Annotated in this window: 20 protein-coding genes; 15 read left to right on the forward strand and 5 right to left on the reverse strand. The window is 59.8% G+C overall.

Annotated features, from left to right (window positions below; genetic code table 11):
• Positions 1 to 52 precede the first annotated feature (52 nt).
• Genes G518_RS0106680 through G518_RS38330 form a run of 6 tightly spaced genes read left to right on the forward strand, consistent with a single transcriptional unit; the run spans position 53 to position 6,398 of the window.
• Positions 53 to 1,660 (forward strand): carboxyl transferase domain-containing protein, encoded by a 1,608-nt coding sequence (locus G518_RS0106680; protein ID WP_028601855.1) that lies wholly within the window; start codon positions 53 to 55, stop codon positions 1,658 to 1,660.
• A gap of 2 nt (positions 1,661 to 1,662) precedes the next feature.
• The gene (locus G518_RS0106685) at positions 1,663 to 2,178 is read left to right on the forward strand and encodes a DinB family protein (RefSeq protein WP_028601856.1); all 516 of its coding nucleotides are present in this window, start codon (positions 1,663 to 1,665) and stop codon (positions 2,176 to 2,178) included.
• Positions 2,175 to 2,963, forward strand: coding sequence for an enoyl-CoA hydratase/isomerase family protein (locus tag G518_RS0106690; RefSeq protein WP_028601857.1), 789 nt, complete (start codon positions 2,175 to 2,177; stop codon positions 2,961 to 2,963). Before G518_RS0106685 ends, G518_RS0106690 begins: the two co-directional genes overlap by 4 nt.
• A 34-nt stretch (positions 2,964 to 2,997) precedes the next feature.
• On the forward strand, positions 2,998 to 3,759 hold the full coding sequence (locus tag G518_RS0106695) for a DUF4126 domain-containing protein (RefSeq protein ID WP_028601858.1): 762 nt from the start codon (positions 2,998 to 3,000) through the stop codon (positions 3,757 to 3,759).
• Positions 3,760 to 3,789: 30 nt separating this feature from the next.
• Positions 3,790 to 5,796, forward strand: coding sequence for an acetyl-CoA carboxylase biotin carboxylase subunit (locus tag G518_RS0106700; RefSeq protein WP_028601859.1), 2,007 nt, complete (start codon positions 3,790 to 3,792; stop codon positions 5,794 to 5,796).
• A gap of 17 nt (positions 5,797 to 5,813) precedes the next feature.
• Entirely contained in the window at positions 5,814 to 6,398 is a 585-nt protein-coding gene (locus tag G518_RS38330) for a DUF2799 domain-containing protein (RefSeq protein ID WP_028601860.1), read from the forward strand.
• A 93-nt stretch (positions 6,399 to 6,491) separates the two neighbouring features.
• On the opposite strand, the gene G518_RS0106710 is transcribed toward G518_RS38330, so the two are convergent.
• Together G518_RS0106710 and G518_RS0106715 are read right to left on the reverse strand one after the other, a co-directional pair.
• Entirely contained in the window at positions 6,492 to 7,958 is a 1,467-nt protein-coding gene (locus G518_RS0106710) for a bifunctional serine/threonine-protein kinase/universal stress protein (RefSeq protein ID WP_028601861.1), read from the reverse strand.
• Positions 7,955 to 8,722 (reverse strand): metallophosphoesterase family protein, encoded by a 768-nt coding sequence (locus tag G518_RS0106715; RefSeq protein ID WP_028601862.1) that lies wholly within the window; start codon positions 8,720 to 8,722, stop codon positions 7,955 to 7,957. Before G518_RS0106715 ends, G518_RS0106710 begins: the two co-directional genes overlap by 4 nt.
• Before the next feature lie 187 nt (positions 8,723 to 8,909).
• Here G518_RS0106715 and G518_RS0106720 point away from each other — a divergent pair, with 187 nt between their 5' ends.
• From G518_RS0106720 to G518_RS0106750, 8 genes are all read left to right on the forward strand, one after another.
• Positions 8,910 to 9,818: a hydroxymethylglutaryl-CoA lyase gene (locus G518_RS0106720; protein WP_028601863.1), complete on the forward strand. Its 909-nt coding sequence runs from the start codon at positions 8,910 to 8,912 to the stop codon at positions 9,816 to 9,818.
• Between the two features lie 4 nt (positions 9,819 to 9,822).
• A complete protein-coding gene (locus G518_RS0106725) occupies positions 9,823 to 10,311 on the forward strand; it encodes a YbaK/EbsC family protein (protein WP_036593798.1) in 489 nt (162 codons plus the stop codon).
• Positions 10,312 to 10,366: 55 nt separating this feature from the next.
• Positions 10,367 to 10,585, forward strand: coding sequence for a DUF1289 domain-containing protein (locus G518_RS39170; protein WP_245597913.1), 219 nt, complete (start codon positions 10,367 to 10,369; stop codon positions 10,583 to 10,585).
• 11 nt (positions 10,586 to 10,596) lie between these two features.
• Positions 10,597 to 11,232: a 2-hydroxychromene-2-carboxylate isomerase gene (locus G518_RS0106730; protein WP_036593801.1), complete on the forward strand. Its 636-nt coding sequence runs from the start codon at positions 10,597 to 10,599 to the stop codon at positions 11,230 to 11,232.
• Positions 11,233 to 11,542: 310 nt separating this feature from the next.
• Positions 11,543 to 13,204: an MFS transporter gene (locus G518_RS0106735; RefSeq protein WP_028601866.1), complete on the forward strand. Its 1,662-nt coding sequence runs from the start codon at positions 11,543 to 11,545 to the stop codon at positions 13,202 to 13,204.
• Between the two features lie 349 nt (positions 13,205 to 13,553).
• Positions 13,554 to 14,006 carry an HU family DNA-binding protein gene (locus G518_RS40930; protein WP_028601867.1) on the forward strand — a complete coding sequence of 151 codons (453 nt, stop codon included), beginning with the start codon at positions 13,554 to 13,556 and terminating at the stop codon, positions 14,004 to 14,006.
• Positions 14,007 to 14,528: 522 nt separating this feature from the next.
• Positions 14,529 to 15,311, forward strand: coding sequence for an enoyl-CoA hydratase/isomerase family protein (locus tag G518_RS34195; RefSeq protein ID WP_051236146.1), 783 nt, complete (start codon positions 14,529 to 14,531; stop codon positions 15,309 to 15,311).
• Positions 15,308 to 17,089 carry an acyl-CoA dehydrogenase family protein gene (locus tag G518_RS0106750; protein ID WP_028601868.1) on the forward strand — a complete coding sequence of 594 codons (1,782 nt, stop codon included), beginning with the start codon at positions 15,308 to 15,310 and terminating at the stop codon, positions 17,087 to 17,089. The genes G518_RS34195 and G518_RS0106750 overlap by 4 nt, the downstream gene beginning before the upstream one ends.
• Before the next feature lie 84 nt (positions 17,090 to 17,173).
• On the opposite strand, the gene G518_RS0106755 is transcribed toward G518_RS0106750, so the two are convergent.
• Positions 17,174 to 18,148, reverse strand: coding sequence for a Bug family tripartite tricarboxylate transporter substrate binding protein (locus G518_RS0106755; RefSeq protein WP_028601869.1), 975 nt, complete (start codon positions 18,146 to 18,148; stop codon positions 17,174 to 17,176).
• A 210-nt stretch (positions 18,149 to 18,358) separates the two neighbouring features.
• Between G518_RS0106755 and G518_RS0106760 the strand changes: the two genes are divergently transcribed.
• Positions 18,359 to 19,246 carry an HpcH/HpaI aldolase/citrate lyase family protein gene (locus G518_RS0106760; protein ID WP_028601870.1) on the forward strand — a complete coding sequence of 296 codons (888 nt, stop codon included), beginning with the start codon at positions 18,359 to 18,361 and terminating at the stop codon, positions 19,244 to 19,246.
• 34 nt (positions 19,247 to 19,280) lie between these two features.
• Here the strand turns inward: G518_RS0106760 and G518_RS0106765 are convergent, their stop codons facing one another.
• Together G518_RS0106765 and G518_RS0106770 are read right to left on the reverse strand one after the other, a co-directional pair.
• Complete coding sequence (locus G518_RS0106765; RefSeq protein WP_036593804.1) at positions 19,281 to 20,714, reverse strand: aldehyde dehydrogenase family protein; 1,434 nt, start codon at positions 20,712 to 20,714, stop codon at positions 19,281 to 19,283.
• On the reverse strand, positions 20,695 to 22,365 hold the full coding sequence (locus G518_RS0106770) for a GMC family oxidoreductase (RefSeq protein WP_028601872.1): 1,671 nt from the start codon (positions 22,363 to 22,365) through the stop codon (positions 20,695 to 20,697). The genes G518_RS0106765 and G518_RS0106770 overlap by 20 nt, the downstream gene beginning before the upstream one ends.
• Between the last annotated feature and the right edge of the window lie 26 nt (positions 22,366 to 22,391).

A 22,391-nucleotide genomic window follows, 5' to 3' on the forward strand; every position in this document is an offset into this window, starting at 1 on the left:
GCTATCCTTGAGGCGTTCCCAAACAATAGAGACAAAGCGAAGCAGACAGACCATGACGATGCTAGAGACCAAACTCAATGCCCGTTCTGCAGAGTTTCAGGCTAATTCCACTGCCATGCGAGCGCTGGTGGAAGATCTGAAGGAGCAGGTCGCGAAGATGGCCGAAGGAGGCGGAGAGGCCGCACGCAAGAAGCACACTGATCGGGGCAAGTTGCTGCCTCGCGTCCGGGTGCAGATGCTGCTGGATCCCGGCACGCCTTTTTTGGAGATTGCGCCGCTGGCTGCAATGGGCATGTACGGCGGGGATGCACCTTCGGCCGGTATGGTGGCCGGAATTGGGCGAGTCAGTGGGGTCGACTGCATGATCGTGTGCAACGATGCCACGGTCAAGGGTGGCACTTACTACCCCATGACAGTGAAAAAGCATCTGCGCGCGCAGGAAATTGCGGATGCCAACCGTTTGCCCTGTATCTACCTGGTTGACTCGGGCGGCGCTAACCTGCCCCAACAGGACGACGTGTTTCCTGATCGAGATCATTTCGGGCGCATCTTCTACAACCAGGCCAATATGAGCGCCAAGGGGATTGCGCAGATCGCTGTTGTCATGGGGAGCTGTACGGCAGGTGGTGCGTATGTGCCCGCCATGAGTGACGAGAGCATCATCGTCAAGAACCAGGGCACGATTTTCCTGGGTGGCCCTCCCTTGGTGAAGGCTGCGACGGGTGAAGAGGTCACGGCCGAGGACCTGGGTGGCGGGGATGTGCATACGCGCCTGTCTGGCGTGGCAGATCATCTGGCGCAAAACGACATGCATGCGCTCGCGCTGGCGCGGCAGGTGGTTTCCAATCTGAACCGGAAAAAAGTACCTTCCGGCGACCTGCGCACTCCTAGTGCGCCTAAATTCGCTGCTGAAGAGCTATATGGCGTGATTCCCACAGACACGCGCAAACCATTTGATGTGCGGGAAATCATTGCCCGCATCGTTGATGGTTCGGAATTTCATGAGTTCAAGGTGCGGTTCGGCACCACGCTGGTATGCGGCTTCGCTCATATTGAGGGGATGCCGGTCGGGATTGTCGCGAACAATGGAATCCTGTTCTCCGAGAGTGCGCAAAAGGGCGCTCACTTCATCGAACTGTGTGGGCAGCGCAAGATTCCGCTGATCTTCCTGCAGAACATTACGGGGTTCATGGTTGGCCGCAAGTACGAGAACGAAGGCATTGCGCGCCATGGCGCCAAACTGGTGACGGCGGTGGCCACGGTGAATGTGCCCAAATTCACTGTAATCATTGGCGGTAGCTTTGGCGCCGGGAACTATGGCATGTGTGGTCGTGCCTACTCGCCACGCTTCCTGTGGATGTGGCCGAATGCGCGCATCAGCGTCATGGGGGGCGAGCAGGCAGCAAGTGTGCTGGCCACCGTCAAGCGTGATGGGATCGAAGCCAAGGGCGGCCAGTGGAGTGCCGAAGAGGAAGCGGCTTTCAAGGCGCCTGTTCTCCAGCAGTACGAAACCCAGGGCCACCCCTACTATGCCAGCGCCCGCCTGTGGGACGATGGCGTGATCGATCCGGCAGACACTCGCCGTGTGCTGGCGCTGGGTTTGTCCGCATCCCAGAACGCACCCATAGAAGACGTGAAGTTCGGTATTTTCCGTATGTAGCCATGCCTTCCTGGTCGCAGCATTTCTCCACCTTGGCCCGCTACAACATGTGGGCTACACGGCGGTTATTTGCCTCCGTAGACGAGCTGCCTGAAGACGTTTATCGCCGGGATGTGGGGCTCTTTTTCAAGAGCATTCACCGCACGCTCAATCACTTGCTGTTGGGCGAGCACCACCTCTGGTATGTGCGCTTCTCGGAAGGCCGGTCTCCGCGTTTATCCCTGGATGAGGAGCTGGAGACTGACCGTCTTCGCTTGAAAGAGCGGCTGATTGCGGGGGCGCAGGCGTGGCCCTCGTTGATTCAAAGCTGGCCCGCGGAGCGCTTTGAAGGCAATCTGAACTACATGACCATGCGTGGTCAGCCGGCCAATTTGCCGTTTTCGGTCACGTTGGCGCACGTTTTTAATCATGGGACGCACCACCGTGGCCAGGTCACGGCGGCGCTTACCGCGCTAGGCCGAACGATCCCTGAACTCGACCTGGTTTATATGCTGCAAGAGGAGTCCACACAGTCATGACCACATCCGCCATCCGAACTTCTGTGAAGAACCAGGTTGCTACGGTGGTGCTGAGCCGCCCTGCGTTGCGCAACGCATTCAACGAGGAAGTGATCGCTGATCTGTCCGAAGCGTTCTCGCAGCTAGGCGACGATCCGCAGGTGCGGGCAATCGTTCTCATGGCCGAAGGCCCGGCGTTCTGTGCTGGGGCTGATCTCAACTGGATGCGGCGCATGGCCGACTATTCGCGCGAGGAAAACGAACGCGATGCCGAAAAGCTGGCTTTCATGATGCGTACCATTTATGAATGCCCAAAGCCCACCATCGCGCGCGTGCAGGGTGACGTCTATGCCGGTGGCATGGGGCTTGTGGCAGCTTGCGATCTGGCGGTGAGCGTGGATACCGCTCACTTCTGCCTGAGCGAGGTCAAACTCGGCTTGACGCCTGCCACCATTAGCCCCTACGTCATCCGGGCCATGGGGCCGCGTGCGGCACACCGCTACTTCCTGACTGCCGAGCGATTTGATGCCGCGCAAGCGCTGCGCATCGGCTTTGTGCATGAGGTGGTTCCCGCTGATCAGCTTGATGCCACGGTAAGCACCTGGGTCGCGGCCTTTCTGGCGGGTAGCCCGACCGCTCTCAAGGAATGCAAGAAGTTGGTGCAGTATGTGGCTGACCGGGACATCACTCGCCTGCTCGTCGATCACACCGTGAAGGCGATCGCGGACATCCGCGCGTCGGATGAGGGTAAGGAAGGCGTACAAAGCTTTCTGAACAAGAGCAAACCGAGTTGGCTGGCGTCCTGATAGGCGCATGAACACGTTCTAAGCACTGCCACACATGCAAGAGCTCATTCAACAACTCGTGCAATGGTTGCATGGCATGGGCATTCATCCCAGCCAGGAGACGGCGCACGCCATTGGCGATGCGGTAGGGCAAGCAGGTGCGGCTGTGGGCGGCGCCGTGGCGCCTGTGGTCGCCAAGATGGATATGGCCTCGCTCATGGCCCTGGCGGCTGCGCTTGGATGGGCCAGCGGTTTCAGGCTGTACGCCGTGGTCTTTCTGACTGGGCTTATGGGCTACGCAGGGTGGATGCCACTTCCTCCTGGGTTACACCTCCTCGCACACCCGGCGGTCATGGCGGCCAGTGGTTTTATGGTCTTGATTGAGTTTTTCGCCGATAAGATTCCGTGGGTGGACAGCATGTGGGATTCGATCAACAGCGTGGTTCGAATTCCAGGTGGAGCTCTTCTGGCGGCTGGCGTGTTTGGCGCGGACTCCGCCGTGATGGGCTTGGTGGCCGGTTTGCTTGGCGGGGGGCTCGCCGCCACGTCATTTGCCACCAAGGCCACAACGCGTGCAGCCATTAATACTTCGCCGGAGCCATTTTCAAATTGGCTGGCATCGTTTTTCGAAGACGGATTGGTGGTGCTGGTGATGTGGCTGGCGACGACACATCCGCTCGCATTCGGCATTGCGCTGGTCGTGATGCTGTTGATTTCTGCACTGCTGCTGGTGGTGCTTTATAAGTTTTTAATATCGGTCGTGCGTAAACTGCGCCGTTTTTTTGGTGCATCGCCGCTCGAATCAAGCAGCGCCTGATGAACGCTGCCAACCTGGGGAGACAAAGCTTTGTTTAACAAGATCCTGATCGCCAATCGTGGCGAAATCGCTTGCCGCGTGGCGGCTACCGCGCGCAGCATGGGCGTGAAAACCGTGGCGGTGTATTCGGACGCCGACGCGCATTCGAAGCACGTGGCTGCCTGCGATGAGGCGGTGCACATAGGGGCCAGCTCTCCTAAAGAGAGCTACCTGAAGTGGGAGCGAATCCTGGAAGCGGCCCGCGCGACGGGCGCACAGGCGATCCACCCAGGCTATGGGTTTCTGAGCGAGAACGAGGAGTTCGCCCTGGCCTGTGCAAAAAATGGCCTGGTGTTCATCGGTCCGCCCGCTTCGGCCATCAAGGCGATGGGTTTAAAGGCCGAATCCAAGCGCCTCATGGAATCCGCCAGCGTGCCTCTGGTTCCCGGCTATCACGGCGCTGATCAAGATCCTGCCATGCTGCACAGGGAGGCTGACAAAATAGGCTACCCCGTGTTGATCAAGGCCAGCGCGGGCGGTGGTGGCAAGGGCATGAGGGCGGTGCACAAGAGCGAAGAATTCTCTGCGGCGCTGGAATCGTGCAAGCGCGAAGCCATTAACAGCTTTGGTGATGACGCCGTTCTGATCGAAAAATACGTACAGCGCCCGCGTCATATCGAGATCCAGGTCTTTGGCGATGCGCATGGCAATTATGTTTACCTGTTCGAGCGTGATTGCTCGGTGCAGCGCCGCCACCAGAAAGTGCTAGAGGAAGCGCCTGCACCAGGAATGCCTGAGAGCCTTCGCGCGGCCATGGGCGAGGCCGCTGTGAACGCGGCCCGCGCGGTGGGCTACGTAGGCGCCGGCACGGTGGAATTCATCGTCGAGCAGCCGGGTGGTTACGAGCGACCAGACCAGATGAAGTTCTACTTCATGGAAATGAACACACGCTTGCAGGTGGAGCACCCGGTCACTGAGGCCATTACGGGGCTCGATCTGGTTGAATGGCAACTGCGCGTGGCGAGCGGCGAGCCGCTGCCTCTGGAGCAGGATGATCTGATGATTGACGGCCACGCCATTGAGGCGCGGATCTGCGCTGAAAACCCGGACAAGAATTTTCTGCCCGCTACCGGTGCCTTGAAGGTTTACCGCAAGCCGCCGCATTCGAGTTTCGAGTTCGACGTGGTGCGCGTGGACGATGGTGTGCGGGAGGGCGATGTCATCAGCCCGTTCTATGACTCCATGATTGCAAAGCTCATCGTCTGGGGCGAAACGCGGCAGGAAGCACTGGCCAAACTGGATGCTGCCTTGGCTGCCACTCACATTGTTGGCTTGCAGACCAATGTGCAGTTTCTGCGCCATGTCCTGAGTTCGGAATCTTTTAGCCAGGCCAAGCTGGACACCGCACTGATCGAGCGTGAATCCCAGCATCTTTTCAAGCAAGACAAGCTCGGTGCGCAGATGGTGGTGGCTGCCGCAGTGGCGCAAACTGTGCTCGAAGAGCGCGAGGCCGAAACCCAAGACCCGTTTAGCCGTTGTGATGGCTTCCGCTCACATGGTACGGCGTCGAGGCGGCTCGATTTCGAATACAAAGGTGAGCCAGTGGTGGCGAAGCTGCGCTACCTGCACGATGGTTTGCAATTGGCGGTGGGCGCGCATGAGGCGCAGCCACTGGGGTTCAGTGCCGGACCAGAAGGCCGCATAGATGTCCGCTTTGGCGGTGACCGTCAAGTGGTGCAGATTTACAAGGCCGGTGAGGTCGGGCACGTATTTGGTACTCGTGGTGCGGCCACGATCACCACGCTAGATGTGCTTTCCCATGCGGGCGAAGGCGCCGCCGAAGCAGGGCGATTGACCGCCCCGATGCCAGGCAAGGTGGTCTCCATCGCTGTCAAGGCTGGCGACAAAGTGAGCAAAGGTCAGTTGCTGGTGGTGATGGAAGCCATGAAGATGGAGCACACTATTGCTGCACCGCAAGACGGTGTGGTGGCCGAGCTGCTTTTTGCGCCGGGCGAACAAGTGACCGAAGGAGCAGAGTTGCTCCGGTTGGCGTCGTAAATCAGGAGAAATATTTCATGAAGGATTCGAGGATACGTACCAGCTTGGGCGCAATAGGCTTGGTGTTGGGGGCTGTGTTGCTTTCGGGCTGCGCCTCGATGAGTGAAGAGCAGTGCCGGGGCGCTAACTGGGCGGCTCTGGGCCAGTCTGACGCCCGTGACGGCGATATGCCAGATTTTGGTGCCAAGCGTGTGCAGAGTTGCGCTGAGAAAGGCGTTTCGGGCAATCTGAGGGAATGGCAGCGCGGCTGGGAGCAAGGCCGGCGCGAGGTTTGCGTGCCTGGGAATGCCGACTCCTGGGCTCGGCGCGATAGCGAGTACACACCAGGTTTCTGCCCTCCGGATATGGAGCCGCTGTTCCTGTCTATCTATGCGCCGGCCCGTGATCGTTACCGCTACGAAAAGCGCATCAGGGATCTGCAGTTCCAGATCGATGACCGCTCCCGCAGGCTGGAGGAGGTGATCCGCGACACGGGCAGGTCAGAAAATCAGACTTCACAGAGGCGGGCCGAATTGGCAGCGCGCAGATCGTCGTTGGAGCATGAGATCCGTAATTTGCGTGATCGCATGCGCACCGAAACGATCATGCGCGTGGTGAGGTAAATCTCCCGGGCGTCTGCTGTTTCGCATCAACCAGTGATCAGAACCGTTCAGGCGCCGGCAGTCCTCTTGCCAGCTGTTAGATAGTGGATAGCGTTAAATGGGCCCTGCCGAGAATTCGACGGGCGAACTCTGTTTCACAAGAGTCACCGTGCAGGCGGCATACATAGCCACCCGCATGGGTACCGTGGCCACGAAGCGTTGCATCTGCAAGCCATGGGTGGCGGCGCCCATGACGATCATGCTGACATTGTTGGCGCTGGCATAGCGCACGATGGCTTCCGCCACGTCTGTCGATTCCAGCACATGGTAGGAAGTTTGATGCGTAGTCAGATCAAGTCCGCGAGCCCAGTTCTTCAGCATTCCCAGCATGGCGCGGTGGACGGTGGTCTCACTTTTTTCCTCGTCGGTGCTGCTGCCAGGCGCGACCACCGTGACGCAGGCCAGGCGTGCTCCCGGGCGGATGCCCAGGGATCGGCCCACCGCCATGCGCAGTGAATACAGCGTGTCTTCGGTGACGTCCCGGTGTGGAACGGCCACCAACAAGATCGGTACCTCCTCGATTTGTCTGGCCGGTAACGGGCTGGCTTGGTACTGAGCACCGGCAGCGCGAATCCATCGTTTGAAATGCGTGAATAACCCCGTACCTTCGAGGCGCCTGCCGCGCTCGCCCACCTCTACTTGCTCAGGATGGAGGAGGTCAAACGCAAGGTGCGCCGCTGAGGGGTAGCGGTCGTCTGCGGCCGGCTCCAGGCAGCGCAAGATGACCTCCTGTAGCCACTGCGCCAAATCGGGCCGGTGCTTGCGCGGAGGCAGGGGATCCGCCCACAGCCGCTGGCGCAGCCCGCCGGTTGTGGTGGGGGCTCCGAAGGGCAATTCGCCCGTCGCGAGCTCATACAGCATCACGCCGATGGAAAACACATCGCTGCGTGGGTCACCGCGAACGCCTACCACCTGCTCTGGCGCCATGTAAGCGGGTGAACCCACCGCCTTGCGCATCGCTTCCGCCAGCAGATCCGGGTAATGGGCGTGATAGCTCAGACCAAAATCGAGCAGTACCGCCTGGAATTTATTTGTGCCGCCCCCTTCCCCCGCCTCTAGCTCTCCGTTCTGGATCATGACGTTGGCTGGCTTCAGATCCAGATGCACAGCGTTTTGCTGGTGCAATGCGTGTGCGGCCGTGGCCATGGCTGCCCCAAGTGCCGCTATGACCTCGGGCGAGACAGGCTTGCCCTGTTGAGCTTCTTCAAGCCAATGATCCAGTGTGTGGCCGGCTACGTATTCCATCACCAGATAGGGCACTTGGGCGATGTCGCCTGTGGCGACCAGCCGCGGCAGGTGAGGGCCACTCAAGGCCTGCATGATCTGCACCTCTACCTCGAAGCCGACGATGTTCTCCGCACCGTCGCCAGCGGTCATGCGGGGTACCTTCATCACCATTTCGAAGGGGGATGGGCGGCTATTGGCATAGGTCACGCGGTAGATCAGCGCCATGCCGCCACTGTGTATCAGCTCCCCAATGCAAAAGCCGTCAAGGTGGGAGCCCGGAGTCAGTGGCTTCATCTCCCCTGCTCCAGGCGGTCGGCGAAGAAGGCTGGCAACTCTGTGGCGCGGATCGCGGCCATGGCTCCCTGCACGTCATAGGGCACGCGATGAAATGTCAGTAGCTGGGCGGAGTCGTCGAAGATTGCGTACATGGCCAGGGCATTCCCGTCGCGCGGCTGCCCCACTGAACCTACGGTGGCCAGCCAGAGCCGGTGGCGGGGCACGGGAATGGGCACCCCCGGTGTCGGAATGAACGGCATCAACTTGCCGGCACCACCCCGGAAAAACAGGGCTTGCGCATGCACGTGGCCGCCAAACACATGGCGCACATTTTCGTTGCCCACAGGCGGTTGCATCGCGCCGTCGAGGCTGGCGGCCGCCAGCTCGGGGGTCTCCACGTAGCGCCATCGCTCGGGGGAGTCGGCGCTGGCGTGTACCAATAAAAAGCTGCTTTCGGTATGCGTCATTGGGAGGTTGGCCAGGAAGGCTCGCTCATCCCGGGAGAGCTGCTGCTGAGTCCAGGCGACACTCGCATAGCCAAGATCCGTTTTCCCTTCCACCAGGGGCATGGAGCTATAGAGATCGTGATTTCCCTTGATGGCGATAGCACCGCGCTCCTGCAGCGCCATCACGGTCTGCACCACAGCTCCTGGCTCCGCTCCATAGCCGACCAGATCGCCCAGGAACGCATGGCGCTCGACGCCGGCCTTTTCGGCATGGGCCAAACAAGCCTCCAGCGCATGGCGGTTGGCATGGATATCGGCAAGCAGAGCGAGCTTCATAGGTGCTTTCGAATGAGCGCGAACCATCATAAGCACGTGTTCACGGTCTTTTCGACCTCGAAAAGATTATGAACACGTTCTGAGAGACTTTGAGCACGTTCCAGGGGTAATCTGAGAGCAAAATGAACGTTATCGAGCGGCCAGTGCGCCGCTACACTCATTAGCTGCATCCATTTATTGAATTGCCATGTCCTTACCCACGCGCGTGAAGATTGTTGATGTAGGGCCGCGCGACGGCCTTCAGAACGAAAAGCAACCGGTGCCTGCCGCCGTCAAGATCGGTCTGGTGCATCGTTTACAAGAAGCCGGCCTCCGAGAGATTGAGGTCACCAGCTTTGTCAGTCCCAAATGGGTGCCTCAGATGGCCGATGCCGCAGAAGTGCTGGCCGGCATGGAGCGGCGGCCGGGAGTGCGTTACAGCGTTCTCACACCGAACATGAAGGGCTTTGAGGGTGCGCTGGCTGCGGGTGTCGATGAAATTGTGGTGTTCGCGGCCGCCAGCGAGGCTTTCAGTCAGAAAAACATCAATTGCTCTATTGCCGAGAGTATTGAACGCTTCGCGCCTGTGGTTGAAGCGGCACGTGCCAATGGAATCTATGTGCGCGGTGCTATGAGCTGCGTGGTGGGCTGCCCCTACGAAGGTGATGTAGCCCCTGAGCGCGTGGGCTACCTCGCCGGGCTCATGAAGGGGATTGGCGTGCAACACGTCGGTATGGCCGACACCATTGGAGTGGGCACCCCTCGCAAGGTGCAACGCGTCGTCGAAGAGACCTTGAAGCACTACGAGCTGGACGACATATCCGGCCATTTCCACGATACCTATGGCCAGGCGCTGGCCAACACGCTGGCCTCCTTGGAGATGGGGGTGTGGCAGTACGACACTTCCATCGCCGGCCTCGGCGGATGCCCCTATGCCAAGGGCGCCACTGGCAATGTGGCCACGGAAGATGTGGTCTATATGCTTCACGGCATGGATATTGATACCGGCATAGATTTCGAGAAGCTGGTGGATGCTGGCGCCTACATCAGCGACTTTCTGCAGCGCAAACCCAATTCGCGCGCGGCGACAGCCATGCTGAACAAGCGAGCGGGGTGAAGGCATGGGCCTGGAAAACCTGCCCGATGGCGTGCGGCGCGTGACCGAAGCACTCGCTTCAGCAGGGCACCCGCATGCTCCTGTGATGCTTGATGATGCGGCCCGCACGGCCGCTCAAGCGGCTGATGCGCTGGGTATTGCCGTGGGGCAGATTGCCAAGAGCATCATTTTTCGTCGCAAGCTGGATGAAGCGGCGGTGCTGGTTATCACTTCCGGTGACCGGCGGGTGGATGAAAAGAAAGTGGCTGCGCTGGTCGGCAAGATCGGCCGAGCGGATGCCGAATTCGTCAAGCTCCGGACGGGCTTTACCATCGGTGGCGTGTCGCCCGTCGCGCATTCTGATCGCCCCGTCACCTTGATCGACCGCGAGCTCTACCGCTTCACGGAAATCTGGGCTGCCGCAGGGCATCCGCACGGAGTGTTCAAGCTTGCCCCTGCCGATCTCGAACGTCTGACCGGCGCGCCGGTGGCAGATGTCGTGGAGCTGCCGTGAGTGCGTGTCTGACTTCTGCCGCAGCTAGCCGGACGCTCACTTGAGAGTGACATCTGTGCGCGATCTCGACGCCATCGCGCTCGAAGCTCAACTCGCTCATGACGATGGCACTCCGCTGCCATCGCCCTGCGTACGGACTTGCCGTATTGACGAGCAAACGGGTTGGTGTGAAGGCTGCTTTCGACGCCTGGAGGAGATTTCCGGGTGGAGCTCAAAGAGCGAGAGTGATAAGTGGGGCATATGGCGGCAGGTCCAATTGCGCCGCGGAAGCTGACAAGGATAGGGATGAAACACATCGACTTTTACCTGGATTTCATTTCCCCCTACGCCTATCTCGCGTTCGAGCGTCTGCCGCAGGCGCTGGAAGGCTTGAGCTACGAAGTGACGTATCGCCCGATACTGTTCGCGGGGCTGCTCAAGCACCACGGTCAACTCGGCCCCGCAGAGATCGATGGAAAACGTGAGTGGACTTATCGACAGGTGGCCTGGTTGGCGCACACGAATGGCATTTCCTTGCGCATGCCCCATGCCCACCCGTTCAATCCGTTACCGCTGCTGCGGCTGGCGCTGGCGTGCGCAAGCCAGGGCACGCCCAACCGCTATCAATGCGAGACGATTTTTCGCCATGCGTGGTCTCAAGGTGGTGTGGCCGATGATGTGACGCGGTTGGCGGCGTTGACCAGGCAGCTCAACCCTTCACGCGATCCTGCGGGCAGCGAAGTGAAGCAGGAGTTGAAGTCTGCCACGCAAGCTGCGATCTCCGCCGGTCTCTTCGGCGTGCCGAGCATGGTGGTGGATGGCAGGGTGTTCTGGGGCTTCGATGCCTTACCCATGCTGAGGGCCTATCTCGAAGGAGATCGAGGCTTCGATCAAATCTGGACCGCGCCTGAGGGCGTGGAGCAAGGTTTGCGGCGCGAGTGACGAATCACGGCGGTGACGGGTTCATAGGCACCGCCGGATAAGCCAAAGCGGACGAAAGCAGGCGAAAGCGGAGTATTTTTTTTCTACGTACTTTCCCGAAGAGAAAGACGCGTCTTCTGCGCAAAATTTCACATCCAAAAAAATAACGTCAGGGTTACCCCTGATTTTTTTTGCTGTCTGGAAATATCGATCGAGTTGTTAGAAAAGTTGTCAGAAACAGGTCAGCTACTCCTCACACATTCGCAGTGCGACAGGTGGTGTGCAGCACACCAGTCTGCATTCACGAAATTTCGATCAACAGGAGACACGCATGGCAACAACGGCCGCACGGCCCATGAGCGCGGAGGAGAGGAAAGTTATCTTCGCATCCTCGCTGGGCACAGTATTCGAGTGGTATGACTTCTATCTCTACGGATCTTTGGCAGCCATCATTGCCAAGCAGTTCTTCGCTGGCTTGGATCCCACATCAGCGTTCATTTTTGCGTTGTTTGCGTTCGCGGCAGGTTTCATCGTGCGGCCTTTCGGCGCACTGTTCTTTGGCCGCCTGGGCGACATGATTGGCCGGAAGTACACCTTCCTGGTCACCATTTTGCTCATGGGTCTGTCGACCTTCATCGTCGGCTTGCTACCCAACTACGCATCCATTGGCGTACTCGCACCGGTCATCCTGATCGTGCTGCGTATGCTGCAAGGGCTGGCGCTCGGCGGTGAGTACGGCGGTGCTGCTACCTACGTGGCTGAGCATGCACCTCACGGGAAGCGGGGCGCCTACACCTCGTGGATTCAGACGACGGCAACGCTTGGGTTGTTCCTTTCGCTGGTCGTCATCCTGGTCGTGCGTAACGTGGTCGGTGAAGAGGCGTTCGCGGCCTGGGGCTGGCGCATTCCGTTCCTGGTTTCCATCGCCCTGCTGGCCGTTTCGGTGTGGATCCGCTTGTCGATGAATGAATCGCCAGCCTTCCAGAAAATGAAGTCGGAAGGCAAAACCTCCAAGGCTCCTCTGACTGAATCGTTCGGCGAATGGAAGAACCTGAAGATCGTGCTGTTGGCGCTGTTCGGTCTCGTGGCGGGGCAGGCTGTGGTTTGGTACACAGGCCAGTTCTACGCACTGTTCTTCCTGCAAAGCGTGTTGAAAGTTGATGCCTCCACGGCCAACATCCTGATCGCTATCGCACTGCTGATTGGCACACCGTTCTTTGTCATCTTCGGTAGCCTGTCTGACAAGGTCGGTCGCAAGCCCATCATCCTGGCCGGCTTGCTGTTGGCTGTCGTGACGTACTTCCCGCTCTTCAAAGCGCTGACTCAGGCGGCCAACCCTGCCTTGGCGGCTGCGCAAGTAGCCAACCAGGTCGTGGTGACAGCCAACCCAGCGGAATGCTCGTTCGGTGGTAACCCAGTGGCTCGTGAAATCGATTTCCGCAGCTCATGCGATATCGCCAAGCGCTTCCTGGCGGCCAACGCTGTGAGCTACGAAAACATAGCCGGTACGGGTCCTGCTGTGGTCAAGATCGGGACGAAGGAAATCCCTGCGCCAACTGGTGTGGTGGTGAACAGCAAGTTCGATGAAGCCAGTGCTGCTGCTATCGCCGCTTTCAAGAAGGAAGTGGGGGACACCCTGAAGGCAGACGGCTATCCGAGCAAGGCTGATCCTGCGCAGATGAACAAGCCGCTGATGGTGGGCATCCTTGCGATTCTTGTGATCTATGTGACGATGGTTTATGGCCCTATTGCAGCGGCGCTGGTGGAGATGTTCCCCACCCGAATCCGCTACACCTCCATGAGCTTGCCGTATCACATTGGTAACGGCTGGTTCGGGGGCATGCTACCTACCATCTCGTTTGCGATGGTCGCCTCTAACGGCAACATGTACTACGGGCTGTGGTATCCAATCGTGATCGCCGCTGCGACCTTCGTGATTGGTCTGCTGTTCGTGCGTGAAACCAAAGACGTGGACATCTACGCTGGTGACTGATTTCCCAATCGCGTAATCTCAGGATTGCGCATTAAGGCCGCCCATTGGGCGGCTTTTTTTTGAGCGAAAAGCGCCTCCGACGTGAAGAATTTGCGCTGAAAGGACTACCGCATAGAGGCGTGCAGGAGCCGTTTTTCGCCTTGCATGTGCAGAGTTTCTTAAAATGGGCCTACCTGCGCACAAAAGGCAGGGATTTCATAACTAACTTTCTGGAAGCTAAATGGCAACTGCGACGAAGAACATCAAGAAACCTACCCCTGTCACCAAGGCCGTCAACAAGCCTGTTCCTGCGACTAAAGCTGTCCAGAAAACTGCGCCCGTGACTAAGGCTGTGAAGAAGCCAGCACCTGTGGCCAAGCCTGTCCAGAAGGCAGCTCCTGCAACCAAGAAAGCCGTCCAGAAGCCTACCCCTGTAGCCAAGGCCGCCGTGAAGGCAGCTCCTGCGAAGAAGGTAGCAGCACCTGTGGCGAAAGTCTCGGCGGTCATCAAACCGATCAAGGAAGTTTTCACCAAGGCCGCGTTGGTCGAGCATCTTGCAACGCAGTCGGGCGTGGAGTCCAAGGGCGTCAAAGCCGTGCTGGCAGCGCTGGAAGCCGCAGTGTTGGGCTCGGTTCATAAAAAGGGCCAAGGCGAATTCACATTGCCCGGCCTGCTGAAGATTGGCGTGCAGAAGATCGAAGCGAAGAAAAAACGCTTCGGCAAAGACCCCTTCTCCGGCCAGGACCGTTGGTTCCCTGCCAAGCCCGCCAGCGTGCGGATCAAGGCACGTGCACTGAAAAAGCTGAAGGACGCGGCAGCTTAAGCTCAACTTAGTTGGGTTTCCTGTGGAGGGCTCATAGCCCTCCACAGAGTTCTTTGACAGATCGGCTTCGTGCAGCTCGTCCAGGCCATGTTTTGAGCGTATCGAACCCAGAGCAAGCGTCTTCAAGGTCATTGAGTCGAACGACGCCTTGGTGGCTCCATCTTGAGCGGTAGTCCAGGAGCTTGGACCAGATCCCGCTGATTTCATACCCCAGTTGTTTGAGCGTCATGCTCAGCTGTCTTGCTGGCACGCGAGAGAGCTCTTCATCATCACGACAGTGATTGCTGAGTTTCAGCTCTTCCGCTGCAATCGCCGCGCGACAACTTCGAATTGCTCCCTATCCCGACCTGATCGTTGTAGCGCACGCCGCCGAAGCGATGGAGCAGATTCGTTCTTGATCCATGGAAGTTCAGACGCCTTCAATGGATGTTGTCCCGAATATCACATATCTGTTGTCTGGAGCCACCCCGTTGATGTGGGGCGATCAGACTCCGAGAATCTGCGAGTTCAGGAGAAAACGAAATGAAGCAGAAGGTGGATGTGTTCCGCAACGACGATGTGGTCGTTTTGACGATGGACGCCGGGGGGCGTCCCACGTGCGTAGACATTGGAATGTGCGAGGCGCTCCTGGAAGCCTTGGCTCGGGCAGCATCTGATGAAAGCGTCCGGGCTGTGCTGTTGCGATCAACAGGACGTGTGTTCTCAGCAGGGGGGGATTTATTTGCGATCGAAGGATACCTCCCGGATCCAGATCGCCTGCTTGCACCCCTGATCGATCGTTTCCACGAAGTCATCCTCGCAATGCGGGCACTTCCGATACCGGTGGTTGCCCAGGTGCACGGTGCGGCCGCAGGCGCGGGTCTTTCCTTGATGCTGGCTTGCGATTTGGTTGTTGCCACGCGTTCGAGCAAGCTGGTGGCAGGTTATCCGAGTATTGGTACATCCAGCGATGGTGGGCTAACTTTTCAGCTCGGCCGCAGGCTCGGGGCAGCTCAGGCGATGGCAATCTTCCTGATGGAGGATTACATCCCGGCGGATCGGGCCAAGGAGCTCGGTCTGATTCAGCAACTGGTCGAGGACGACCAAATCGAAAGGACGGCGATGGAAGCTGCTCGTGCTTTAGCGGCCCGATCTCCTCAAGCAGTCCGCGAGATCAAGGCGCTGATTCGCGAGGCAACTGATGTAGGCATCGCTGATCATTTGGCGCTCGAACGCGCCGCATTCCTGCGCTGCTCAAAGACGCCCGATTTTTCGCGTCTAGTCAAGAAATTCACAAGTCATGCACGTTGCAAGGAGGCTATATGAGCGTTGGTTCTGACAGTTATGAGGCACCACTGGCGGACATGCGCTTTCTGTTGGGGCCAATGGGCGCATTGTCTGCGTCGGGCTCCGTATCAGATCTTGCAGACGCCGTGCTGGATGAGGCAGCGCGCTTCGCAGGCGGTGTATTGGCGCCGTTGAATATGTCTGGCGACCGGGAGGGCTCCGTGTACTCGAACGGTGAGGTCTGCACGCCAGCAGGCTTTCGAGAGGCGTATTCAAAGTTTGTCGAAGGGGGCTGGAATGCGATCTCCTGTCACGTGGAAGAAGGGGGGCAGGGGCTTTCCCGCGCGTTGTCCGCGATGGTCGAAGAGATGTGGCGTAGTGCAAACATGTCCTTTAGCGGATGCGCCGCACTGACCAGAGGCGCTATCGAAGCGATCTCTCGGAACGCATCCGAGGAGCTGAAGCGACAATTTCTTCCAAGCTTGGTGACGGGAGCGTGGACCGGGACCATGAATCTTACCGAACCTCAGGCGGGCTCGGATCTGTCTGCGGTCCGAACTCGGGCTGTTCCGCATCCCGACGGCAGCTGGCGGATCTCCGGCCAGAAAATATTCATCAGCTGGGGCGAGCACGACATGAGCGGAAACATCGTGCATCTGGTGCTGGCGCGCACGCCTGGAGCTCCTGAGGGCGTCAAGGGCATTTCCATGTTCTTGGTGCCGAAATTTCTTCCTAATGGGCGAGGGGGCCTGGAAAAACGCAATGAGGCACGCTGTGTGTCCATTGAGCATAAACTTGGTCTGCGGGCGTCGCCGACCACCACCATGGTTTACGAGAACGCGCAGGGGTGGCTCGTTGGCGAGGAAAATAGGGGCCTCGACTACATGTTCGTCATGATGAATGAAGCTCGCATCGCGGTCGGCATTGAAGGTGTGGCGATGGCTGAACGCGCGTTGCAACGCGCCGCGCGATTCGCGCGGGAGCGTGTCCAAGGATCGGATGCTCAGACACGCGGCGGAGGGCGGGTTCCCATCATTCGCCATCCCGACGTGAGGCGCATGCTTGCATGGATGCGATCACATACGGAGGCCGGCCGCGCCTTAGTGTGCGTCACTGCCGCGGCGATGGATATTGCAGCGGACCACGAGGTTGAGGAAAAGGCCAGAGCCAAGGCCCGTTCCCTTGTGGACCTCATGACTCCCATCGTCAAGGGATGGAACACTGAGATGGCGGTGGACATGGCCTCCACGGGTATCCAGGTCCATGGCGGGATGGGCTTCGTGGAGGAAACCGGGGCAGCTCAGTACCTGCGCGACTCGCGCATCTTGCCCATCTATGAGGGCACGACGGGCATCCAGGCGAACGACCTTGTTGGCCGGAAGATCGCGCGTGACGGAGGGGTGGCCATTCGAGCAGTGATTGTGGAAATGCGCGAGACCTGTGAAACCCTGCGCAAGGCAGGTTCCGAGGAGCTTGCGGCGATTGCTACAGCCTTGGAAGAGAGTGTCGGTTCGCTTGAGGCGAGCGTGGACTTCATCCTTCGGACCTTCGGCCTGGAATCCGCGCGCGTGCTCGCGGGTGCGGTGCCGTTCCTGCGGCTTTTCGGCGCTGTAGCTGGGGGTTGGCAACTGGCACGAGCCGCAGGGGTTGCCAATGCGCTGCGGTCTCGCCAAGAGGGTGATCCGCGCTTCATGACGCGAAAGATCCGAACCGCACGATTTTTCGCCGATCACGTGTTGCCGTTGACGTCGGGTTGGGCGCACGCTGTCCAGCGCGGCGCGGAGTCCTTGCTGGAATTCGATGAAGAAATGGCATGACAGCGCGAGCGGCAGAGGTCTTCGCGCGTTTCGCGTCGACGACCTCTGCCGCCAAATCCTGACGGAAATTTTGCTGCGGAGATTTCAAGTCAGCTTGACGCCCGCGTGGCGGATGATGCCCCGCCACTTCTCGAACTCGGCCTGTGCGTAAGCTCTGGCGGTGGCCGGAGTTGAGTCTGGCGTCGGTTCCACGCCCGACTGGATTAACTTCTCGCGCATCGCGGGTTGTAGCTGGCACTTGTTCAACTCAGAGGCCAGCTTGTCGACGATCCCTTGCGGCGTGCCGTGGGGCACCGCGAACGCGGCCCAGGCTGTAGCGTCGAATCCGGGGTAGAACTCTGCCACGCTGGGCACGTCGGGCAGTTGGGAGTAACGTGTGGGTGAGCTCACTGCCAGCGCGCGCAGCCTTCCGCTGCGCACATGGGCCAGCGCGGCCGAAGTGGCCTCAAACAGTGTCTGTATCTGGCCGCCCATGAGGTCGGTCAGGGCTGGAGCGGCGCCTTTGTAGGGAACGTGCATTAGACGTGCCCCCGAAGCAACCTTGAACATTTCCAACGCCAAGTGGTTGGTCACGCCGTTGCCTCCAGAACCGCAGGTCATTTCCTGTCGGGTGGCCGCCGCCACTAACTCAGGCAAGGTTTTGATCGGAGAATCAGGGCGCACCAGAAGGATCAATGGCGAGCGGCCGATCAGGGCCATGGTGTCCAGGTCCTTCATCGGGTCGAAGCCGAGGTTTGAGTAGAGGTGCGGAGCCACGGTAAGCGGGCCGCTGGAGGTGAGCAGGAGGTTGTAGCCGTCTGGCGCTGATCTCGCTACGTCGCGCGCCGCCAGAGTAGCGCCAGCGCCAGGCCGGTTGTCTACTACGAAGGGCTGGCCCAGCGCCTTGTTCAGTTCGGCAGCATACAGACGCGCCAATACATCACTACCTTGTCCAGCGGGAAAGCCCAGGATGATCTTGACGGCCCGTTGAGGCCATTCGGTACCCCCTTGAGCTGCCCTGGCTGAAAGTGAAAGCGCGCTGCATGCAGCAGCGGCAAGTAGTTGTCTGCGGTCAATCATGGGCGGTCTCCAAATGGCTCACATGTATGTCGTTACCGGCTACTTTGCCGTGTACTCTGTTGCCATTACAGAGGCGCGTAGCGCAATGCGCAAGAGAGCGAGCCCCTGAACATCCGAAACATCATGGACGTGATGCAGTGTGCTCATCAGATGCGTGATGAATGTGTCGGCCGATGCGGCATCAGCCGCGAGCGCCCGCACAATCCGGTTATGACACACACTATGCTTTGCCGCAGCGCTCTCTATACCCCCGGCGCCAACCCTGCCATCTTGCTCAAAGCCTCACGCTCTGAGGCCGATGTCCTCATCTTCGACCTGGAGGACGCTGTTGCGCCTGAGAGCAAGCCGTTGGCTCGCGAAGCCGTAGCCAGTGCGCTGGCCGACTCTGCAGTGGCCGCGCGCAACGTGGTTGTGCGTGTCAATGCTATTGGCTCAACCTGGTGTGAAGATGACGTGCGTGCCGTGGCCGCATTGCGACCCGCCGGCATCCTCTTCCCCAAGATCAATACCCCGGAAGACGTGAGAGTGGCTCAGGCTATGTTGAGCTTCTATGGAGTGCCTCAGAGTACGGCGCTGTGGTGCATGATCGAGACACCGCGGGCTATTCTCAACGCCCCGGCGATGGGGCAACTCGCTCTGGAGGCTGATACGCGGATGTCCACCTGGGTTCTGGGCACCAACGACCTGGTCAAGGATCTGCGCGGGCGCCACACTCCCATGCGGGAAGGCCTGGTACCGATGTTGGCTTTCGCTTTGGCTGCCGCACGTGCTAACGGACTGTGCGTGCTGGACGGCGTTCACAACGATATTCAGGATACGGATGGCTTCGCTGCAACCTGCGAGCAAGGGCGGCAGATGGGCTTCGATGGGCGCACATTGATTCACCCCGCGCAGATCGAAACTTGCCATCGCGCCTACTCACCTAGTGCACAAGAGGTGGAAGATGCCCGTGTGGTGGTTGAGGCTTTCGCTCTGCCCGAGAATGAAGGCAAGGGGGTACTGAAAGTCGGCGGGCGGATGGTCGAGTTGCTACATGCTCAGATCGCACGCGAGACACTGGCGATGGACGCCGCCATCGCGCAGGCCCGGAAGGTTTGATGGAGAGGGCACCGGGCAGGGCGCCCGCTGGGTTCTAGAGCCGAACCGTGACGCACTTAAGGTGCGTGTAGTGGTGCAGTGCCTCCAGTCCTTTCTCACGGCCATAGCCACTTTGCTTGTAGCCGCCTAGTGGCGTTTCCACGCCCCCGGCCATGTACTCGTTGACGTATATCTGTCCCGCTTCGAGTTGGGATGCCACGCGGTGCGCGCGCGCCAGATCGCGCGTCCAGATGCCCGCGGCCAAGCCGTAGTCCGTGTCGTTGGCAATGGAGATGGCATGTGCCTCGTCGTCGAATGGGATGACGCAGGCGACCGGTCCGAAAACCTCCTCGCGCGCGATGCGCATGCCATTGTCTACGCCGGTGTAGAGCGTGGGTGAAACGAACCAGCCACCCGCCAGTGCAGGATCCTGGGGTAGATGGCCGCCTACTTCAGCCACAGCTCCTTCGGCCTGTGCGATGGCGTAGTAGGCCTGTACTTTCTCGAACTGTGCCAGGGTGGTCATGGGACCAATGGTGCTGTCCGCTTCACCGATGCGGTATGCCGTCATGGCTTGCTTGAGTTCAACTACGAAGGTGTCGTGAATTGAGCGTTCTACCAGGATACGCGTGCCTGCCAGGCAGACTTGTCCGGCGTGCGTGAGGAAGCCTTTGAGCACGCCAGGTGCAGCCTGAGATAGGTCTGCATCGGCAAACACGATGTCGGGCGACTTTCCGCCCAGCTCCAGTGTCAGAGGTAGTATTCTGTCGGCGGCGATACGACCAATCAGCTGGCCCGCGCGCAGCGAACCAGTGAAGGCGACCTTGCGCACGTCGGGGTGGCGCACCAGTGCCTCGCCCGCCTCGGGACCCAGGCCGGTAATGACGTTGAAGACGCCTGCCGGCACGCCGCAGTCCAGCAACAAACGCGCCAGCGCCAGCACGGAGCCTGAGGTTGCCTCCGAAGGTTTGACCACCACTGTGTTGCCTGCCGCCAGTGCGGGCGCGCACGCGCGACCAGCTTGGTTGAGCGGTGCGTTCCAGGGAAGAATGGCGCCGACTACTCCGTAAGGTTCACGTCGCGTGTAGGCATGGTAGCCTGAACCCAGGCCGATGGTCTCGCCCTGAAGCGCGGTGGCCAGGCCGCCGTACAACTCGAAGTACTGCGCAACGCCTTCGATCTCTCCCAGCGCCTGTGGTAAGGACTTTCCCGTCTCCCTTGCCTCTATGGTTGCTAGCTCGCTGGCCTGCGCGCGAATGGTCAGCGCGGCCTGTGTCAGCAGCCGTCCCCGTGCCAGCGGGCGCATGTCACGCCAAGCCGGGAAGGCGCGTTGCGCAGCGGAAACGGCCAGGGCGACGTCCTGCGCATCACCCAGCGCCACCTTGCTGATGACTCGACCGGTACGTGGATCGAAGCCATCAGCGTAACGGCCTTGGGATGGCGTGCGATCGGTGCCATCAATAAATAGATCAAGCGTGTATAGCGTCATGTCGAGATTCAGTGGATGTTGCGGATGACGGACGGCGAGCGTCCTCGAGGATCATGTCGGCAGCTTTCTCTGCGATCATGATGGTGGGGGCGTTGGTGTTGCCGCTCACAATGGTCGGCATGATGGAAGCATCGACCACACGCAAGCCCGGCACACCGTGTACACGCAGCCGGGTATCAACTACAGCTTGTGGCCCTGAGCCCATAGCGCAGGTGCCTACCGGGTGGTAGAGCGTCTGGCTGTTCTTGCGCACGAAGTCCATGATCTGCTCATCGCTGTCCACCTGCGCCCCGGGCAAGTCTTCACGCACGATCAGCTCGGCTAGAGGGCTTGCTGCCGCGATACGTCTGATCCAACGCAATGTGGCGATCATCACGCGCTCGTCGTCGGGGTCGGTGAGATAGTTGGCGTGGATCAGTGGAGGTGCTGTTGGGTCAGCTGAACGCAGCGCGATGTAGCCTAGCGAACGGGGGCGAAGCATAGCGCTTGCGAATTGCACGCCTGGGAAGGGGTGCATACGCAATTGGTTCTTTGAATCAAAAGCGAAGCTCAGCGGCCGAAAGCTCAACTGGATGTCGGGCACCTCGATCCGTGTGTCGCTGCGCACAAAGGCCACAGCGTGCGAAGCACCCACTGCCAGCGGTCCACGCCGGTGCAGCAGGTATCTGGCGCCATGGCTAAATTTGCGCCAGCCTGACAGCGCAGCGTTCAGGGAGGCACCTTCGCGTACTTCGTAACCTGCGTTCATGGCGAGATGATCCTGCAGGTTGGATCCCACGCCAGGTAGCGCTCGCACCACCGGCAGACCATGCGCCTGTAGGCGATCAGGTGCGCCAATGCCCGAAAGCATGAGCAACTGAGGTGAGCCAATGGCACCGGCGCAGACCAGTACCTCCTTGCGTGCTTTTGCGAACTGGCGCGTGCCGTTCCGGACGAACTCCACGCCAGTAGCGCGCCCGTTCTCGATGCACAGCCGGGTCACCGCCGCGTCACCCAGCACTCCCAGGTTGGGGCGGCTGCGAGCGCTGGCGAGGTAGGCGCGTGCGGTGGAAGATCTCACACCATCGCCGATGGTGTGCTGCAGGTACCCCACACCTTCCTGAGTAGCGCCTGCGATGTCCCGATTGCGTGAGACGCCCGCCGCCACGCCTGCGAGCACGAAAGCGTCAGTGGTTGCATGCTGGCCATGCGGGAAGGAAACGCGCAATGGTCCACCACGACCGCGCCAGGTGCTTTCGCCGCTGTCGCTACTTTCCGAGCGCTGGAAGTAGGGCACGACGTCTTGCCACGACCAACCCGCGTTGCCCTGGTCGCGCCAGTGATCGTAGTCGCTCGCAAAGCCACGTACGTACACCATACCGTTGATGGCGCTGGAGCCTCCCATGACTTTGCCGCGTGGCCAATACAGGCGACGTCCAGCCAGTTTGGCCTCTGGCTCTGTGAAGAATTTCCAATTGATGCGCTCGTCGAAGAATACATTTCCCACGCCGGCTGGCGTGCGCACCCAGAATGGCTCGGCATCCGGGCCGGCCTCCAGTAGCAATACGGTGGTGCCACGCTCTGCGCTCAGCCGGTTGGCGAGAACGCAACCGGCAGAGCCACCGCCCACGATGACGTAGTCGTGTTCCAGAGAAGAAGTAGATGTGTCCATGATGGTGATGCGATCAGTCAGGAGGG

This window comes from Ottowia thiooxydans DSM 14619, from assembly GCF_000422885.1.
In the GTDB taxonomy this organism is placed as follows: domain Bacteria; phylum Pseudomonadota; class Gammaproteobacteria; order Burkholderiales; family Burkholderiaceae_C; genus Ottowia; species Ottowia thiooxydans.

What these genes read in the sequence shown, in the direction of transcription:
- G518_RS0106770 (WP_028601872.1), bottom strand. Translation starts at nt 22,365, where the DNA reads ATGGACACATCTACTTCTTCTCTGGAACACGACTACGTCATCGTGGGC.
- G518_RS0106685 (WP_028601856.1), top strand. Translation starts at nt 1,663, where the DNA reads ATGCCTTCCTGGTCGCAGCATTTCTCCACCTTGGCCCGCTACAACATG.
- G518_RS0106760 (WP_028601870.1), top strand. Translation starts at nt 18,359, where the DNA reads ATGACACACACTATGCTTTGCCGCAGCGCTCTCTATACCCCCGGCGCC.
- G518_RS0106735 (WP_028601866.1), top strand. Translation starts at nt 11,543, where the DNA reads ATGGCAACAACGGCCGCACGGCCCATGAGCGCGGAGGAGAGGAAAGTT.
- G518_RS0106720 (WP_028601863.1), top strand. Translation starts at nt 8,910, where the DNA reads ATGTCCTTACCCACGCGCGTGAAGATTGTTGATGTAGGGCCGCGCGAC.
- G518_RS38330 (WP_028601860.1), top strand. Translation starts at nt 5,814, where the DNA reads ATGAAGGATTCGAGGATACGTACCAGCTTGGGCGCAATAGGCTTGGTG.
- G518_RS0106690 (WP_028601857.1), top strand. Translation starts at nt 2,175, where the DNA reads ATGACCACATCCGCCATCCGAACTTCTGTGAAGAACCAGGTTGCTACG.
- G518_RS0106710 (WP_028601861.1), bottom strand. Translation starts at nt 7,958, where the DNA reads ATGAAGCCACTGACTCCGGGCTCCCACCTTGACGGCTTTTGCATTGGG.
- G518_RS0106725 (WP_036593798.1), top strand. Translation starts at nt 9,823, where the DNA reads ATGGGCCTGGAAAACCTGCCCGATGGCGTGCGGCGCGTGACCGAAGCA.
- G518_RS0106715 (WP_028601862.1), bottom strand. Translation starts at nt 8,722, where the DNA reads ATGAAGCTCGCTCTGCTTGCCGATATCCATGCCAACCGCCATGCGCTG.
- G518_RS0106755 (WP_028601869.1), bottom strand. Translation starts at nt 18,148, where the DNA reads ATGATTGACCGCAGACAACTACTTGCCGCTGCTGCATGCAGCGCGCTT.
- G518_RS34195 (WP_051236146.1), top strand. Translation starts at nt 14,529, where the DNA reads ATGAAGCAGAAGGTGGATGTGTTCCGCAACGACGATGTGGTCGTTTTG.
- G518_RS0106765 (WP_036593804.1), bottom strand. Translation starts at nt 20,714, where the DNA reads ATGACGCTATACACGCTTGATCTATTTATTGATGGCACCGATCGCACG.
- G518_RS0106730 (WP_036593801.1), top strand. Translation starts at nt 10,597, where the DNA reads ATGAAACACATCGACTTTTACCTGGATTTCATTTCCCCCTACGCCTAT.
- G518_RS0106680 (WP_028601855.1), top strand. Translation starts at nt 53, where the DNA reads ATGACGATGCTAGAGACCAAACTCAATGCCCGTTCTGCAGAGTTTCAG.
- G518_RS0106750 (WP_028601868.1), top strand. Translation starts at nt 15,308, where the DNA reads ATGAGCGTTGGTTCTGACAGTTATGAGGCACCACTGGCGGACATGCGC.
- G518_RS0106695 (WP_028601858.1), top strand. Translation starts at nt 2,998, where the DNA reads ATGCAAGAGCTCATTCAACAACTCGTGCAATGGTTGCATGGCATGGGC.